Raw genomic sequence first — 18,522 nt, 5'->3', positions numbered from 1 at the left:
TCGGCAGTTGCACGGTCTTGTCCGAGCCAGGGAGCGTCTCGACAACGCAACCTGGCCGACGCCGGGATGGATGAGGTTGTCCGGAAGCGGCTCGGCCGACACTCCTGGGCCCGCCTGCTACGCGGTGAACTCCAGGAAGTTTCTGACTTCAGGTACGCCCTGATGCGCCCGCAGCTTCGTTCGGAGGTCGGCCAGGGCAGTGCTGCCGCGGGCGGAGTTCACGCCGCCCATGTGTTCGACGGCTAGGTGGGCTACGGCTACGGCCTGTTCGACTGCGTCGAGTTCGAGGTGTGCTTCGGCGGCGCGTGCCTCGTAGATCGCGGCCCCGCGGGGGAAGGAGTCGCCGTCGTAACTCTCTTGGAGCTCGGCCACGCCAGCGGTGGCGGCCTGTTGGAAGTGGTCCAGCGCGCGGGTGGGATGACCGAGGTTGAGCGCGGAGCTGCCCAGGAGTTGGTAGATCTCTCCCAGGTTGACCCAGTACAGCGACGGAAGATCCTCGGTGAGGCAGATGGCGTTGCTGTATGCGTCCAGGGCCGCGTTCGCTTCCCGGTCGGAAGCACGCAGGTCGCCCGCCCGCGCGTGGGCACGACAGGCCCGGGCGTGAAGCATCGCAAGCATCCGGGCGGATCCGGTTGCACGACCGTGAACCTTCGCGGCTTCCACCAGCGAAACTGCTTCCTGGGGTGCACCGGTTGAATACAGCTTGATCGCCCAGAAGGAGAGGGTCGTGGCCAGGACCTCGGGATCCTGGGAAGAAAGTGCGTCTTCGGAGGCGTCCGCGAAGTGGGTCTCCGCGCGATCGGGGTGCCCGCTGTCGTAGGCGGTCCAGCCGGCTGCTCGCTGTGCGTCGGCTGCGGCGGCGAGGAGACGCCGACCAGTTGCCTCGCTGTAGGTCGCGGTGCGCAGCGCTCCCGCGATCATGTCGAACTCGTTGACGGCGGCGTTGTAGACGTGGCCCGAGCCGACCTTGTCGTCGAGGTGCCGTAGGGCGATCAAGCGCTGTTCGTGAAGGGCGGCCAGGCCATCGCCGACTCTGCGGCCGGCACTGGCCGTGGCTGGGGTGCCGGGTGCAAGGGCGAGGGCCATGCCGCCGGCGGCGGCTGTGATCATGAACCGACGACGTTCCACGGTTTCACCGGCCTTTCGTGGGGCCTTCAGCGCGGTCGGGGTCGCGCGGCGCGGTGCGAGCAGTGCATCGGGAACTGCGCGATGCAGCCAGGCCGGCCAGCCGAGTTCCACAACGTCGCGCCGGGGGAAACCCAGAAAATCGGCAAGCGCGAATTGGGTGGTTCTGTCCGGCCGAGTACCGGTCTTCCAGCGGTGGAGCTTCTGCTTATGGGTTGCCATGCTGCCGAACCCCATGTGCTCATGGCGGGCCGCGATCCGTTTCAGGAACGCTTCGGCCTTACCCCCGTGATGTGCGACGAGGTAGTCGAGAAGATCCCCGACCTCGCTCAACGGTGCTCCCCTCCGCTGCTGGACCGGCTGTCCAAGTGTCCCCGGGCGAAGCCCTTCATGGGAGACCCCCGGTACAGGTGGATGACCGCTGGATGACCGCGAGGCCACTCGAGATGACGACAGCGCTCTTCCTGCCGCTGTCGACCGGCGGTCTCCTTGAGGGCGGCCAACTGGCGCGTCCGTAGAACCCGCACGGTGCGGGGCCTCGGCCGCATGAAGCCGACTTGTCGTGAGCCCGGGATGTGCACGTCGACGAGGGGGAAAAATGGCGTCTGCATGGACTGAACCAGCCGATCTCGGACGGCCGTGCACGCGCCGGGCCCATACGGCCCCCGACCGGGGGCGTCATCGGGTGACGGTGTCATCCCTCACCCGCCCGCCCGGCGGCTGGACGGATGCACCGGCCGGCGTCGAAGTCGGCCTGCTCGCACGAACGGCGTTCGCGGTCGTCTTGGCGATCAGCTCCGGCGTCGAGGACGTGCAGATGGTGTGCGGCACCACCGCGGCTGGGGAGCCATCGCGGGTTGAGGCTCTGCAGGTGCTTCCGCAAGCCGCGATCCGCCACCTCTGCGCACGGTGGGCCGACAGCTCGCCGCCGCTGACCAAGGTCGGCGGGCTCCCGGGCCTGCAGCAGCTGATCGACTCCAGCGCGCTGCCGGCGTTCCGCTTTTCGGCGGCCGGGCAGACCCCGCCCCCGGCGCTGTCTCCACTCGTCTGCTCGGTCCGCGTCGTTCCGGCGGGCTGGGAGTGGACCCTCAGCGCTCTGCCCGGAGTCGCCGACGAGGACAGGCTGTGGGCACTCGCCGGCCTAGTTGAAGCCGTACTGCACTCTCTGGCTGCTGTACCGGACCTGACCGTGGCCCAGGCCGCGGAGCAGGCCGGGCCGCTGGGCTTCGAGACCCAGGTCCTGGGGGGTACCGGACTTGCTGAAGTGACCACCGCGCTTCGCGGTTGGGGGTACGCGGTCGGGCTGCCCGTGACGGTGCACCGCGTCGAGACCGAGCAGACGCAGGCGTCGTCGGGGCCGGCTGGAGGAGGGCTCCGGCCGGCGGCGTGGGGAGCGAATCTCGTCATCCTGGAGCAGGGCCTCGGTAACCTCCCGCAGCCGAAGCACGAGGCAGCCCCGGAAGGTGAGACCGCGCTGGGGACGGGCCTGGGAGCGCTGCCGGACGGCCGCCCTATCGCGCAGACGAACGCGAACGAGACACGTGAGCTCTACGACGAGATCGTCGTCCGCAACCAGTACCTGCGACACGGCGTGCAGCTCTGCGACGGCGACACCGTCGTCGATGTCGGGGCCAACATCGGGATGTTCGCTCTGTTCGCCGCCGCGCAGGCGAGCAAGGTCACGGTCCACGCCTTCGAGCCGGTCCCCATCGTGGCCCGCGCACTGCAGACGAACATGAGCCTGTACGGGATCAGCGGCACGGTGAGCTGCGCTGCTGCCGGAGCGAGCGCAGGCGTCCGGGCGCTCACCTTCTACCCGCAGTCGTCGCTGCAGTCCGGCTTCTACGCCGACGCCGAGGGCGACCAGCACATCGTGGGGGAGTACGCCCGCCACCAGGCTGAGGCACTTCCCGGACTCCCCGCCGAGCTGCGAGCGGCCGTCGCCGAGGCCCTCGCGCCGACAGCCCGCGCACGTACGGCCGAGCGGCAGGAGCTCCAGGTTCCGGTGATCCGCCTGTCGGACTGGATCCGCGACAACGCCGTGAGCCGCATCGACCTCCTGAAGGTCGACGCCGAGCGCGCCGAGGAGGACGTCCTCGCCGGGCTCGACGACGAGCACTGGCCCCGTATCGGCCAGGTCGTCGCCGAGGTCCACGACCGGGACGGACGGGTGGACAGGCTCAGAACCCTCCTCCAGCGCTGGGGCTTCGAGACGGTCCTCGAACAGGACGCGTTGTTCGCCGGATCGGAGATCTACATGCTGTACGGGCTGCGGCCCGGCGCCTCGCGCCCCGAAGTCCCGTGGATGGAGAGCCAGATCGCGGCCGCCGAACGCTGGGCCCAGACCTCAGCCCTGCCCCTGTATGTGACCTCTCGCCCCGGCGCGATGCCCGCCGAGACGCAGATCGCCCGTAAGGCCGTCGCAGCCCGCGGCCTGACCTGGGTCGAGCCGCCGCCCCTCACACCGGCCGACGTCGCCGCCGAGAAGCCGCGTGTGGTGCTGGCGTGGGCAGAGGCGGTGCTGCGACGGATGACCTCCGCGCATCGGCCAGTGGTCAAGGCCGTGGTCGTGGACGGCGACAACACGCTGTGGGGCGGAGTATGCGGCGAGATCGGGCCCGAGAACGTGGACACGGGCGGCTCCTACCGGCTGGTGCAGGAGGCGCTGCGCGCGCAGCAGGAGGCCGGGCGGGTGCTGTGCCTGTGCTCGCGCAACAACCCGGGCGACCTGGAGGCGGTGTTCGCCGCCCACCCGGACATGCCGTTGGGCCTGGGGGACTTCACGGTGGTGCGAGCGGGCTGGGGCCCGAAGTCCGTCGCCGTCGGTGAGATCGCCGACGAGCTCGGCTTCGGGGTGGAGTCGCTGGTCTTCGTCGACGACAGCGCGGCCGAGCGGGCCGAGGTGGCCATCGCGTACCCGGGAGTCACGGTCGTCGACCTGCCCGCCGAGGCTGAGGCTTTCACCGCCGCCCTGCGTGGTACGTGGCAGCTGGCGCTGGAGGGCACCGGGACCGCGGAGGACCGCGCGCGGGCGGCCCTGATCGCGGGGGAGGCCCGGCGCCGGAGGACTGCGGCGCAGGCGGCGACGACGGCTGAGTACCTGGAGCAGCTGGATCTCCATGTGGAGGTGTCCGAGGCGACGGAGGACGAGGTGGAGCGGATCGCGCAGCTCGCGGCCCGCACCACCCAGTTCAACCTGGCGCTGCGCGGCCATACGCCGGGAACAGTCCGTCAGGTCCTCGGTGCCACTGGGGTGGCGCTGTCGGTCCGGGTGCGCGACCGCTTCGGTGACTACGGGCTCGTCGGCTTCGCCTCGGCCGACGCCGACGGCCGGGTGCTGCGGGTGAGGGACTTCTTCGTCAGCTGCCGCGCCCTGGGACGCAACGTCGAGTGGTGCGTCCTGCGAGAGCTGGCCGGGCGGGCCGGCGCTCGAGGCCTGGACGGCATCGCTCTCACCGGCACGCCGGGCCCGCGCAACCGGCCAGCCCTGGAGTTCGCCGACGCGGCACGGACCCGGTTCAACCTCTCGGATGCGCCCGACCTGGTAGATGCTTCGGCGGCCGCGACCTTGGACTGGCGGCTCCTCACCGCGCCGCAGGCCGCCGCCGCGGCCCCGATCGCCGGTGAGCTCCCGTCCACCGGGGTGTCGTCGCGGGTGCGCTGGCCCGTCTCGCAACAGGCCGCGGCGCTGGCCGCTGAGGCCTACCGGCTCCCCGGCGAGACGGCGTCCACCACCCCGTACGTCGCGCCGCAGACCGAGACGGAGCGCCGGATCGCAGCGGTGTGGGAGGAGACGCTCAAGGTCGCACCGATCGGCGTCCACGACGACCTGTTCACGCTGGGCTGCGACTCGCTGACCGCCGCGGTGATCTGCGCGCGCCTTCGCCGACACGGAGTGGAGCTGGCGGTCCACGAGCTCCTGGCGCATCCGACCATCCGCGGGGCGGCCCGGCAGGCGGGCGCGTGGCAGCGGCCTGCCAACGAGCTGCCGCCGGACGCGGACACCGCGCCTGCGTCGCTCGGGCAGCAGCGCGTCTGGGCTGCGGAGGCGATCGGCGAGCGCGGAAACGCCCAGGTCATCCCCCTGACGAACCGGATCGCCGGCCCGCTCGATCTCGGCCGGCTGCGCTCGGCGCTGGAGGCGCTCGTCGCCCGGCACCCGGCCCTGCGCACCGTGCTGGTCGACGGCGGCGGGGCGCTGATGCAGCGCCGGCTGACCGCCTGCGAGGGGGTCGACATCAAGGTCCACGACGTGTCGAGCCTGCCGGAGACCGACCGTGCCGGCCGGGCGGACCTGCTGGCCCGCCGGTTCTTCCAGGCGACGTTCGACATCGGCCGGGACGTGATGCTGCGCGCGACCGTGCTGCGGCTGGGCCCGGACGACCATGTGCTGCTGCTGATGCTGCACCACAGCGCGGCCGACGGCTGGTCCGTCGACGTCCTCCAGCGCGACCTGGGCGCCGCGTACACGGATCCGCAGGCCCTGGCCGGCGTTCCGGTCGGTGCGACGTTCGCCCAGTACAGTGCTGCGGCCCTCCGGCGGCGCGAGAGCGGCACGTTCGACCCGGGCGCGGCCGCCGTCCGCGCCGCGCTCGACCGGGCAGCCGCCCGCCCCTGGAGCACGCCCTCCGGGCTGCCCACCGAGCCCTGCCACCTTCGCTTCGCACTGGGCTCCGACCTGATGGGCTCGGTTCGGGCGGCGGCGCGAAGCCGGTCTGTCACGCCGGTCGCGGTCCACCTCGCCTCCTGGCAGCTCCTGCTCGCGGCCGCGGCCGGCACGGATGCGGTGGCGACGGGCTGCCCGGTCGCGGGCCGCAACGAGGAGGCGTTCGCCGACACGGTCGGCTTCTTCGCCAACCTCGTCCCCGTCCCGGTCCGCTTCGACTGGTCCGCCACCGCCGGCGGGCACCTTGATACGGCAGTTGCCGCCACGGCCGAGGCGCTGAGCCACGCCGAGGTGCCCTACGGGCTGGTCGCCGACGGCGCCGGTGCGGTCTTCGACACGCTCTTCACCCTCCAGCCACCCGCCACGCACCCGCTGCGCCTCGACGGCTGCACCATCACGGGCAGCGAACCGGCCCTGTGGCCGGTGCCGTACCCGCTGATGCTCGACGTCCAGGAGCACGCTGACGGGGCGAGCGCGCTGCTGCGGTTCGACGCCCACGCCCGCCACCCCGTGGATCCGCCGTGGCTGGTCGAGGCGTACCCGCTCGTCCTGGCCGCGCTCTGCACCCTGCCCGAACTGCCCCTGCAGCGGCTGCGGATCCTGCTGCGGCCCGGCACCGCCACCGTGCACGACCTGCTCCGTGACCGACTGGCCAACCTGCGAGAGGACGGCGAATCCCGGTGACCACCTCGAGCCCCCGACACGCCACCGCCACCACCGTGTGGCAGATCGACGCCGCCGACGGCCCGGCCGTCGCACCGGCCGCACCACAGCACCTCCACTTGGCCTCCCACCCCGAGGCCGCCTTCACCACCCCGATCCTCGAACTGCGGCTGACCGGACCGCTGGACGCCGACCGACTTCGCGAGGCCGCCAAACACACCGTGCGCGAGCACCCCGCGCTGCGCCGCCGCCTCGACGCCACCGCCACCGGCGGGGAGAAGCCCCTGGTCCGGCTCGTCCGCACCGCCGACGGCAGCCACACCCTCTGCCTGAGCCCAGCGCTCGGCTCGGTGGACACCACCGGCCTGCGGCGGGCCGCGGCAGCCCTCGCCGCCGGCTACCGGACCAAGGCCGCCGGGGCGGGCGGCCCGGACCCGCAGACGGTCGACGCCTTCCTCACCGGCCTGCTCACCGACCCGGGAGCCGACGCCGGCCGCGAGCACTGGCAGACCCGCCGGCTGGACCCCCTGGCGGAGGACCTGGCCCGCGCTCTGGTGATGCGCACCGCCGCGCCCGGCCCGCGTCTGCACCTTCCCGTGCCGCTGGACGACGCTGCCGGAGACCGGCTCGTCCGCCTCGCCCGGGACCTGGAGGTCGGCGTGGACGCCGTCGTGGTGACGGTGTGGCGGCTGCTGCTGAACCGCATCGCGCCCGGCGAGGACGGGGCCTTGGGCCTGTTCACCCCCGGACCGGTGGAGCAGCTGCCGGACACGATCGGCCTGCTGGGCCGCTGCGTCCCCATGCCGCTACGCCCGCAGACCGCCGACACGCTGGCGGATGCCGTCCGCGGCTGCCACCGCGAGGACCTGTTCGCCGCCCGGTTCGGCGACTTCTTCACCCACCCGCTGCCGGGCGGCGAGTTCACCGTCGGATTCCGGCACGTGGACGCGCCCCCGCTGGACTTCGGACCGGGCCTGGACGTCACCGTCGAAGCGCTGCGGGCCGCGACCGACCGCATCCGCCTCGACCTGCACTCCCTGCACATCGGCGGCCGGCTCCGCCTCACCGTGGAAGCGGATCGCGCCGCCGTCACCGAGGAGAGCGCCCGACGCCTGGCCGACTGGCTGGCCGCCCTGTGCACCGGCCTGCCGGACCACCTCGACACCCCGGCCGGGCTCGCGGCCGCGCGGATCCTTGACCCGTACGCCTCCGACAGCCGCCTGCACGGCGCCGACCAGGCCAGGGCCGGCACCGTGGCGCCCACCACCCTGGTGGAGGCGTTCGACGCCCAAGTGGTGCGCACCCCGGCCGCCTACGCCGCCCGCGACGACGACCAAGAGGTCACCTACCGCGAACTGCACGACGCGAGCGCCGAGCTCGCCCGGACGCTGGCCAACCGGGGCGTGGCCCCCGGGGACCGGGTGGCCGTTTCCATGAGCCGCCGGGCGCCACTGCTGGCCGTGCTGCTGGCCGTCGCCCGCCGCGGCGCCGCGTTCGTACCGATCGACCCGGCCCTCCCGGCCAGCCGAGTGACCGACCTGCTCGCCGACGCCGACCCGCGACTGTTCGTCACGGACCAGCACCGCCCCGACCTCCCGCCGGCCGACTGTCCGCCCGTGCTCCGCATCGACACGCTGCCGACCGGCACCCCGGCGGCCGGACCCGAGCCGGTCGCGGCCGGACCGGAGACGGACGCGTACGTGATCTACACCTCCGGCTCGACCGGCCGCCCCAAGGGCGTCCCCATCAGCCACACGGCGCTGATGAACTACCTCGGCTGGGCCTCACGCCGCTACGGCACCGCGGACGGCAGCGGCACCCTGGCCCATTCATCGATCAGCGTCGACATGACCATCACCAGCCTGTTCCTGCCGCTGCTGACCGGACAGGCCGTCACCCTGCTGCCCTCCGACGAACCCAAGGACCTGGCCGCAGCCCTCACCCGGGCCCGCGACCTGAGCCCGCTGAAGGTCACCCCCGGCGGCCTGCGCCTGCTCAGCACCTTCCTGACCGGCACCCAGATCACCCGGGCCGCCCGGCACCTGGTCGTCGGAGGCGAGCAGCTGACCGCCGCCACCCTGGACCTCCTGGACGCACCCGGCCTGCTCGTCACCAACGAGTACGGACCCACCGAGGCCACCGTCGGCTGCTGCGCCCACACCCTGCGCCTGGGCGAGCACCCCGCGGCCGGACCGGTGCCCATCGGCACGCCGATCCACAACACGACGATCGAGCTGCGCACGCCGGACGGCCGGCTCGCCCTGCCCGGCACCGCCGGGGAACTCGTCGTCACCGGGCCCGGTGTCGCGGCCGGCTACCTGGACCGGCCTGCCGAGACCGCCGCCCGCTTCACCACCGACCCGCACACCGGCACCCGCTCCTACCGGACCGGCGACCTCGCCCTCCTCGGCCCCGGCGGGCAGCTGGTGATGCTCGGCCGCGGCGACGACCAGCTCAAGATCCACGGCTACCGCATCGAACCCGGCGAGATCGAAGCCGTCCTGACCAGCCACCCCGGGATCACGGCGGCCGCCGTCACCGCCGCCGTCACCACCACCGGCGGCACACCGGTGCTCGCCGCGTTCCTCGTCCCCGCCCCCGACGCCGACCCGGCCGCCCTGCCCGAGGCCGCCGCCGCGCTCGCGGCCGACCGGCTGCCGTTCTACGCCCGCCCCGACCGGTACGAGGTCCTCGACCGGCTGCCGCTGCGCGGCAACGGCAAGGTCGACCGCCGGGCTCTGGCCGAACGCCCCGCGCCCGTCACCGGGGAGGCGCTGGACGCGGCCGACCCGCAGCTCGCCGTGGTCGCCGCGCTGTGGAGCGAGGTCCTCTCCGCGCCGCCGAGCAGCCCGGACGCCAACTTCTTCGCCGAGGGTGGCGACTCCATCAAGGCGGTCCTGCTGGCCGGCCGGGCGCAGAGGGCGGGCCTGGAGCTGACCGTGCACGACATCCTTCAGCGCCGGACCCTGCGCCGGATCGCGGCCGCCGCGCGTCCGGCCGGCGTGCGGGATGCGGTGGAGCCCGGGCCCGTGCCGCTGACGCCCCACCAGGCCGGGTTCCTCGCGCGCGCCGCCGCCCGGCCCGAGCGGTGGACCGTGCGGTGGAGCGCCAACGCTCCCGCCCCGGTCGACACCGGGCGCCTGGAGCGGGCGCTCGCCGCGACCGTCGCCGGGCACGAGGCGCTGTGGACGTCGTTCACGCACGCCGACGGCCGGTGGACGGCCCGGCTGGGCGAGCCCGGCCCGGTGCCCGTGCACGTCCTCGACCTGGACGGCGTCCCGGCCGCCGAGCGGGAGCGGGCCGTGGCCGCCGCCCTGGAGCAGGTGGAGGACGGGATCGACCTCGCCGGCCGGCTGGTGGGCCTGTGCCTGATCCGCTCCGCCGGACAGGCGGAGAGGGTCGTGTGGATCGTCCACCACCTGGTCGCCGACGTCGTCTCCCTGCAGAGCCTGAACCAGGAGCTCTGGCACGCCTACGCGAGCCCGGCCCAGCCGGTGCAGCGGCACGGAGACGGGTACGCGGTGTGGCTGCGGGACCAGGACGGACGGCCCACCACGCCCTTCCCCACCTGGCCCGGGTCCGGCGGGCCGACCGCGTGCCGTACCGCCGCCTCGCGGCTGAGCGTGGACGCCCGCCGGGCCCTGGCCGAAGGACACCGGGACGCTCCGCGTTGGGCTCTCGCCGTGCTGGGGGCCGGGCTGCTGCGTGCGCTCGCCGAGGTGCGCCCGGACCTGCCGCCCGCGCTGTGCGTGGAGCTCCACGGCCGTGACCGGCCCGGGCTCGACCTGGCGGCCGCGGTGGGCTGGCTCACCGACTTCCGGCCGCTGCGGGCCGAGCCGCATGTGCTTGCCGGCCCGGCGGCGCTGGCCGCCGCCCTGCACCGCCGGATCGAGGAGCCCCGGGATTGGAGCGGAGCGCTGCCGCCGGTGGCGCTCAACTACCTGGGCGACCTCGCGGCCGGCCGCGGCCCCGACCTTCCGGACACCGCCGCGAACCCGCTGTTCGGCCTGGAGGCCGTCGTGTGGACCGGGCCGGAGACGGTCGAGGTCAGGTGGCGCTTCGACGAGGCGTTCATCCCGGCCGCCACCGTCCAGCGCCTCGCCGACGCCTTCGCCCGCCGCGCGGCCTCCACGCTCACCATCCGCCCGCATACCGCCACCGGGCCGGCCGGGCTCTCGGCCGCCGACCTGAGCCGGATCACCGCCACGTTCGAGGGATGACGATCATGACCGACCGCACGATCGCCGCAGTCCACCCCGCAACCCCCGTGCAGCAGGGCTTCCTTCTCGGCACGCTCGCCGCCCCCGAGGACGCCCTGTTCGTCGAGCAGGCCGTTCTCCCCCTGGCCGGGCCGCTGGAGGTCTCCCGCCTGGAGCGCGCCCTGGCGGGGATGATCGCCAGCCACGAGATCCTGCGGACCGGCCTCGCCTGGAACCTGGCCGCCGATCCGCAGCAAGTCGTCCTCACCCGGAGTGAGAGCGCGATCGGCGTCGTGGACAGCCGCCGTCACGACACCGACCGCCAGCAGGCCGACCTGGAAGAGCTGCTGCGCGCCCAGCGGGCCGAGCCGTTCGACCTGACGCGACCGCCGCTGCTGCGCCTGGTCGTCCAGCACCTCGACGGTGAGCGGCACCACCTGGTGTGGACCCACCACCATGGCGTGCTGGACGGCTGGTCGCACCTTGCGCTCGTCGACGAACTCCTGCAGCGCTACGCCGGGGGAGTCCCGGCCGAGCGGGCGGGGTTCGGCGTGTACGCGCGCTGGCTCGCCGCCCAGGACCGCGGCCGGCAGCGGGCGTACTGGGCGGGGCACCTGGCCGGCTACCAGCCGTTGCCCGCGGTCGCCGAGCACTCGCTGCTCCCGGACCAGGAGCGGCACGGGCAGCACCACCTCGCCGTGGACGCGGCCACCGCCGAGGCCTTGGACGGCTTCGCCCGCGCGCACGGCACCACGGCGGCGGCCGTGCTGATCTCCTGCTGGGGCTTGGTCGCCGCCCGGCAGCGCGGCCGCGACGACATCGCCGTCGGAGTCACCCTCTCGGGGCGCACGGCCGCCTTCCCCGGCGTCGCCGACCTGATCGGGCCCGTCGCGACGACCATGCCGATCCGGCTGCCCGCCCCGGTAGGGGACGCCGGCCGCTGGGTGAGCGCCATCCAGGACCTGCTCGCCGAGGCCGAGGCGAACAGCGCCTGCTCCACCGCGGACCTGTACGCCGGGGCCGACCTCGCGCCGGGCGGCGCCCTGTACGACAGCGTGGTGTCGATCGCCAACTACCCGCACACCGGCGACCGCGGCTCCCGGCCCGGCCTGGTGCTGGAGACTGCCGGGATCCGGTCCGAGGGCGGACGCACCCGCCACCCGCTCGCCCTGGTCGTCGAGACCTTCGACGGACTGCGGCTGCGCCTGGTCAACGACCGCACCCGCACAGGTGACGACGACGCCCGCGCCGCGCTGCACACCCTGCACACGATGCTGCACCGGCTGGCCGGCGAGGCGACGGTTCAGGTCACCGACTTGGCCGCTGCCACCAGCGACCTCACCCCCTTCCAGCCCCGCCAGCCCCAGACGGGCGACCTCCCGGCGCCCGGCCGGACGGCCGACGGCAGCGACCCGCTGGTGCGGGTGCTGACCGACGCCTTCGCCGACGTCCTCGGCCAGCCGGTCGGCGCCGACGACGACTTCCTCGCAGCGGGCGGGCACTCGCTGCTGGCGCTGCGGCTCGCGACCCGGTTACGGACCGCGCTCGGCGTCGATCTCACCCTCGGCGACCTCCTCACCGGTGGCACCCCCAGGGCGCTGGCCACCCGGGTGCGCCACCTCCTCACCGCCGAGACCACCGCCCCCGACCCGCTACCGCCGCTCACCCCAGCCCCGCCCGCCGGCGCCGGGCAGCCGTTCGCGCTGACCGGCATCCAGCAGGCCTACTGGACCGGACGCAACGCGGACTTCGACCTCGGCGGCGTCGACTCCCACCTCTACACCGAGGCCGACCTGCCCGACGTCGACCTGGAGCGGCTGACCGCCGTGTGGCGGGCCCTGATCGACCGCCACCCGATGCTGCGCGCCGTCACCACCCCCGACGGCCGCCAGCAGATCCTGACCGACGTCCCGCCCTACCGGATCCACACCACGGACCTGCGCACCGACGCCGAAGCCGAAGCGCAGCTCGCCCAGGTGCGCGAGCGCCTGGCCCACGCCCGCCGCGACACCGGCACCTGGCCGCTGTTCACCATCGAGGCGGCCCTACTGCCCGACGGGACCACCCGCCTGTTCCTCAGCTTCGACCTCCTCATCGGCGACGCGCTGAGCTGGCAGATCCTCTACCGCGAGGCCCGCGCCCTCTACGAGGACCCGGGCGCCGAACTGCCCGTGCTCGAGCTGACCTTCGCCGACTACGTGGCCCACCTGCCCGCCCTGGCCACCGGCCCGCGCTTTGAGCGCGACCGCGCCTACTGGCGGGCGAAGCTCCCGGCCCTGCCCGCACCGCCCGCGCTGCCGCTCCTGCCCGAACCCGCTGCCCCGGCCGGCGGGCCGCGGTTCTCCCGGCTGCAACTGCGCCTGCCCGCCGACGACCTCACCGCACTGCGCCGAGTTGCCGCCGCGCACGGCGCGACCCTGTCCGCGCTGCTGATGGCCGTCTTCGCCGAGACGCTGGGACGGTTCACCAACAGCAGCACCTTCCTGCTCAACACCACCATCTACAACCGGCCCGACGTCCATCCGCAGATCAACCAGATCGTCGGCGACTTCACCTCCACCGTCCTGACCGGCATCGACCTGGGCGCGCCGACGTTCGCCCAGCGACTGCGCGCGCTGCAGCGCCAGCTGTGGGCCGACCTCGACCACGCCCGCTACAGCGGAGTCGATGTCCTGCGGGACCTGCGGGAAGCCCGGGACCGGACCGCGGCCGCCGCGCCCGTCGTGTTCACCAGCACCCTCGACCTGGAGGTGCCCGGCTCCGAACCGGCCACCCCGTTCCCCGGCACCATCGGGTTCGGGATCGGCCAGACCCCGCAGGTCCTGGTCGACTACCAGACCTACCAGGCCGACGGCCACCTCGTGATCAACTTCGACACCGTCGACGGCCGCCTGCCCGACGGCCAGGTCCAGGCGATGCTCGACGACCACGCCGCCCAGCTGCGCACCCTGATCGACGACCCCGGCGCCGCCGAGCGGCCCCGCCTCGGCGCTCCCGCGCCGGCACCCGAGCTCGCCGAGCCACTCGGTGGCAACCGGCTCCTGCACGAGCCGTTCATCGAGCAGGCCCGCCGGCACCCGCGGCGCACCGCGATCGTGTGCGACGGCGAGCGCACTACCTACGGCGAACTCGCCGACGCGGCCCGGCAGATCGCCGGCCAGGTCACCGCCGCAGAGCCTGACGGCGAACTCGTCGCCGTACTGTGCCGACCCGGTCGCGAGCAGGTCGCCGCCACGCTGGGCGTCCTGCTCGCCGGATACGCCTACGTTCCCCTGGACCCCGCCTGGCCCGCCGAACGCCTCCACGACCTCCTGGCCGCCACCGGTGCCGCGGTCGTCGTCACCGAGCAGGAGACCCGGGCCAGCACCCGCCTGCCCGGCGGCCTGACCGTCCTCCTCACCGACGACGCCACCCCCGCCGGCGATATGGCGGTGGGCCGGGCGCAGCGCGGCCGCACGGCCGAGGACCTCGCGTACGTGATCTACACCTCGGGCTCCACCGGCCGGCCCAAGGGCGTCATGATCTCCCACCAGGGAGCGCTCAACACGGTCCTCGACGTCAACGAGCGCTTCGGCATCGGTACGACGGACGCGGTGCTGGCGGTGTCCCCGGCCACGTTCGACCTCGCCGTCTGGGACCTGCTCGGCACCCTCGCGGCCGGCGCCACCCTGGTGGTGCCCACCCGCGACCAGCGCCTCGACCCCGCCGCCTGGACCGCCCTGGCCCGCGCCGAGCACGTCACCGTGTGGAACTCGGTGCCGGTACTGATGGACCTGCTCCTGGACACCCTGCCCCCGGGCGACACGGTGCTGGAGGGCCTGCGGGTGTGCCTGCTCAGCGGCGACTGGATCCCACTGCAACTGCCCGGACGGCTGCGCGAGCGCGCCCCGAAGTGCCGCATCGTCAGCCTCGGCGGCGCCACCGAGGGCTCGATCTGGTCGATCCTCCACGAGATCGGCAACCTCGACCCGGCCTGGTCGAGCATCCCGTACGGCACCGCGATGACCGGGCAGAGCGTCCAGGTCCTCGACGACCAGCTGCTGCCGTGTCCCGCACACGTCCCCGGACAGCTGTACATCGGCGGCCACGGCACCGCGCTGGGCTACTGGCAGGCCCCGGAGCTGACCGAGGCCGCGTTCGTCTTCGACGGCCGCACCGGCCGCAGGCTCTACCGCACCGGAGACTGGGGCCGCCTGCGCCCCGACGGCACCCTGGAGTTCCTCGGCCGCCGCGACGCCCAGGTCAAGATCCGCGGCTACCGCGTCGAGCTGCGCGAGGTCGAGACGGCGCTGCGCGCGGTGCCCGGCGTCGAGCAGGCCGCCGTCGTCGCCACCGGCGAGCGCACCAACCTGCGCCTGGCCGCCTTCGCCGTCACCACTCGCCCCCCGGACGCGGTGCGCGCCGACCTCGCCCGCCGCCTGCCCGCCCACATGCTCCCGGCCGCGCTCACCATCCTGCCCGCGCTGCCCCTGAGTGCCACCAGCAAGGTCGACCGCAGCGCGCTGGAACGCCTCGCCGCAGACCCCGGCCACCGGGCACCGCAGCCCGCCACCGGGCACGCCCGCCACGACACCGGCCTGGAGAAGGAGCTGCGGGCGGCGCTGGCCGCGATCATGCCCGGCCGGCCCGGCCTGGACGAGGACCTGCTCGCCTTCGGGATCACCTCCGTCGACGTGATCCGGCTGGCCAACACCGTCGAACAGCACACCGGCCGGCGCCCCGACCTCAAGGCCTTCTACGCCGCCCCGACCCTGCGCACCCTCCTCCAGCACAACTACGCGCCCGCCGATGACCTGGTGCCGGCCGCGCCGGGAGTGTGGTCCGGCTGGCCGCAGCTGACCGACCCCGCCGAGCGGGCCGCCTTCCGCGCCGCCCGGCCCGCACACGGCCCGGCGCCCGCGTCCCGCACCCTGCCCGAACGGGCACCCGGCCACCTGGACATCCGGGCCCGGCGCCGCACCCCGCGCACCTTCGACCCCCGCCCGGTCACCCTGGAGGCGCTCGCCGACCTGCTGGACAGCCTGCGCCGCACCGACGCCGGCGGCCGACCCGCCTTCCTCTACCCCTCAGCCGGCGGCCTGTACGCCGTCCAGGTCCACCTCCACGTGCGACCCGGCCGCATCCAAGGCCTGCCCGGCGGCCTGTACGGCTACCACCCCGACGCCCACGACCTCACCCCCCACGCCCCGGACATCGACCTCGACCCCGGCATCCACCTCGGCCCGGCCAACCGGCCCCTGGCGAACACCGCGGCGTTCAGCTTCTTCCTGACGACCGACCCCGCCGAGTCCGCCCCGCTGTACGGATGCGACGCCGAACCCCTCGCCCTGCTGAACGCCGGCTACATCGGCCAACTGCTGTGCCACACCGCCATCGGAGCGGGCCTCGCTCTGGCCCCGGTGCACGGCCTCGACTTCGACCGCATTCGCTGGCTGCTGCCCGGCGGCGAACGCCTCGTACTGCTGCACACCCTCCTCGGAGGCATCCCCGACCACCCCGCCGCCGAGGGAGAGCCCGCATGACCGCGACCACCGCCGCCGGCGAGCCCTCGCTCGTCACCGACATCGCGCCGCTCTCACCCGGCCAGGAGCGCCTGTTCGACGCCGAGTTCGTCCTACCCGACGGCTCCTGGCCCACTCCGGGCACGCCGACCCCGCTGCGCCCGATCGACACCGGCGCCATCCGCATCGACGGCCCCCTGGACATCGCCGCACTCCGGCGCGCCGTCACCGCGCTCGTGGCCCGGCAGTCCGCGCTGCGCACCACCTTCCGCCGGCGGCCCGATGGCGCGCCCGTCCAGCTCGTCACCGACCGCGCCCCGAACCCGATGAGCCTCGGGGCGCTCGACCTCGCGGCCGGGCAGGAGTTCCCCACGGCCGAGGAACTGCTGCGCCACGCCCCGGCCCAGCTGGTCGACCCCCGCCACGACCCGCTCTTCCGAGTCCACCTGCTACGCCTGGACCAGGAGAGGCACGTCCTGCTGCTGCAGATCCACCACGCCGTCAGCGACGGCTGGTCCATCGGCGTCCTCTACCGCGACCTGTCCGAGCTCTACAACGCCGCCCGGGCCGGGCGGGACGCGGACCTGCCCGCCATCCCCCGCAGCTTCGCCGCCCACAGCCGGCAGATGCGCGCCGAGCGCGGCGGCCCCGAGGAGCAGCGCCAGCTCGCCTACTGGCGCCGCCGACTCGCCCCGCCACTGCCCGGCCACCGGGCCGAGCCACCGGCCGACGGCCTCAGCCGGGTGGACGGCGACCCGGTCCTCGTGCCTGCCGACCTCGTCCGGAGCCTGCGCGAGACCGCGGCCACCAGCGCGCAGCGCGGCGGCGTGGCCGGACCGTTCCTCGCCGCGCTCGCCCTGGTCCTCCACCACGCCGACGGCGAGCGGGACGTGCGGATCGGCATGATGATCTCCAACCGGGCCCGGCCCGGAGCCGAGCACCTGATCGGCTACTTCGTGAACACCGCCGTGATCCGACTGCACGTCGACCCGACGATGACCGCCGGGGATCTGGTGACGCAGGCGAACACCGCCGTCACCGAGGCCATCGAGCACCAGGCCCTGCCCATCCAGGACCTCTACCAGGACCTGCGCGACACCGGCGCCCTCGGGCCGGGCCCGCTGTACCGGGTCACGCTCGCGCTCAACACGATGCGCACCACCTCGCTGACCCTGGACGGCCTGCACTGCCAGGACGTCGACCTGGAGCGGGTCGGCCCCCGCCTCGCGCCGACCAGCATCGAGCAGCGCTGGGTCCTGGACGAGCACGCCGGCCATCTGGCCGGAACGCTGACCTGGCGCACCGACACCGCCACCCGGCCCGCCATCAAGGCCACGCTCACCGGCCTCGACCAGGCGCTGCGCGCCGTCACCAACCCCCGCACCACCCTCGCCGACATCACCGCTACCCTGCCTACGCCCCGGCCGGAGGCCCGGTGAGCACCGCTGCGGCAGCGGAGCCGCTCTCCGAGCTGGACGCCGCCGAGCTGCTCGACGCGTACGGCCTGACGCTGCGCCGGGCACGACCTCTGCCGGGCGGAATGGAGAACGCCCACCTCAAGGCGCAGACGGCCACCGGCACGGTCGTGGTGACCGTGCTGAACAAGAAGTCGCCGGCGCAGGCCGAGGAGTACGCACGCTTCCTGCGTCACCTGGAGCTCACCGGCGCCCCGGCACCGCGGCTGCGGCCGCTGCGCGCCGGCGGCTGGGTCACCCGCCACCGCGGCCGGCCGGTCATCGTCTGCGACTTCGTCGACGGGCGCAGCCCCGCCCGGCTACCGGTCCGCCTGGTCCACGAGGCCGGGCTCCTCCTCGGGCGGGTGCACCGCACCGCGGCGGCCGGCTTCGACAATGCGCTGCCCCCGCACCTGCGACTGCACGGCGACGACGCCGACACCCTCGCCACGCTGCCCGACGGGCCGTTCGCCCAGTGGGCGCGCTCCACCTGGCACGCCGTCGGCCACGTCACCGAGCACGACGGCCCCCATGTTCCGGTCCACGGCGATCTGTTCCCGGACAACATCGTCGTCCGCGGCGGCCGGAGCCTGGTCTTCCTCGACTGGGAGGACGGCTCGCTGGACTTGCCCCACTTGGACGTGGGGATGGCGCTGCTCGGCCTGTGCGGCCGGCGCGGATTCTCCCCCCGACGCGCCCGCCACCTCCTGGCCGGCTACCAGCAGGGCAGCACAGCCGCGCTGAACGGCGACCTGGTGCGCGACGCGGCCCTGTACGCGGCCGTGCTCGTCGCGCTGCGCCGCCACCGCTGGCAACGGGAGCACCGCCGCCTGCCCGCCGGGCGCTCAGCCGCCGCCATGCACCACCTCGCGAAGTCTCTGTCCGACCGCTGGCCGCAGCTTCAGCCGTAGGCC

Annotated in this window: 6 protein-coding genes; 5 read left to right on the top strand and 1 reads right to left on the bottom strand. The window is 74.2% G+C overall.

What is annotated here, in order from left to right; translation table 11 throughout:
* Positions 1 to 117: 117 nt before the first annotated feature.
* On the bottom strand, positions 118 to 1,458 hold the full coding sequence (locus OG435_RS46215; RefSeq protein WP_266887477.1) for a transcriptional regulator: 1,341 nt from the start codon (positions 1,456 to 1,458) through the stop codon (positions 118 to 120).
* A 538-nt stretch (positions 1,459 to 1,996) separates the two neighbouring features.
* Here OG435_RS46215 and OG435_RS46210 point away from each other — a divergent pair.
* Genes OG435_RS46210 through OG435_RS46190 form a run of 5 tightly spaced genes read left to right on the top strand, consistent with a single transcriptional unit; the run spans position 1,997 to position 18,519 of the window.
* The gene (locus OG435_RS46210) at positions 1,997 to 6,475 is read left to right on the top strand and encodes an FkbM family methyltransferase (protein ID WP_266887476.1); all 4,479 of its coding nucleotides are present in this window, start codon (positions 1,997 to 1,999) and stop codon (positions 6,473 to 6,475) included.
* Positions 6,472 to 10,674, top strand: coding sequence for an amino acid adenylation domain-containing protein (locus OG435_RS46205; RefSeq protein ID WP_266887474.1), 4,203 nt, complete (start codon positions 6,472 to 6,474; stop codon positions 10,672 to 10,674). Before OG435_RS46210 ends, OG435_RS46205 begins: the two co-directional genes overlap by 4 nt.
* A gap of 5 nt (positions 10,675 to 10,679) precedes the next feature.
* Positions 10,680 to 16,175: a non-ribosomal peptide synthetase gene (locus OG435_RS46200; RefSeq protein WP_266887472.1), complete on the top strand. Its 5,496-nt coding sequence runs from the start codon at positions 10,680 to 10,682 to the stop codon at positions 16,173 to 16,175.
* Positions 16,172 to 17,593, top strand: a complete 1,422-nt coding sequence (locus OG435_RS46195; protein WP_266887470.1) for a condensation domain-containing protein — start codon at positions 16,172 to 16,174, stop codon at positions 17,591 to 17,593. The genes OG435_RS46200 and OG435_RS46195 overlap by 4 nt, the downstream gene beginning before the upstream one ends.
* Positions 17,590 to 18,519, top strand: a complete 930-nt coding sequence (locus OG435_RS46190; RefSeq protein WP_266887468.1) for a phosphotransferase enzyme family protein — start codon at positions 17,590 to 17,592, stop codon at positions 18,517 to 18,519. Before OG435_RS46195 ends, OG435_RS46190 begins: the two co-directional genes overlap by 4 nt.
* The last annotated feature ends 3 nt before the right edge of the window (positions 18,520 to 18,522 follow it).

The organism is Streptomyces sp. NBC_01264 (assembly GCF_026340675.1).
Classification (GTDB): Bacteria; Actinomycetota; Actinomycetes; order Streptomycetales; family Streptomycetaceae; genus Streptomyces.
This window is presented reverse-complemented; position numbering and strand designations above follow the sequence as displayed.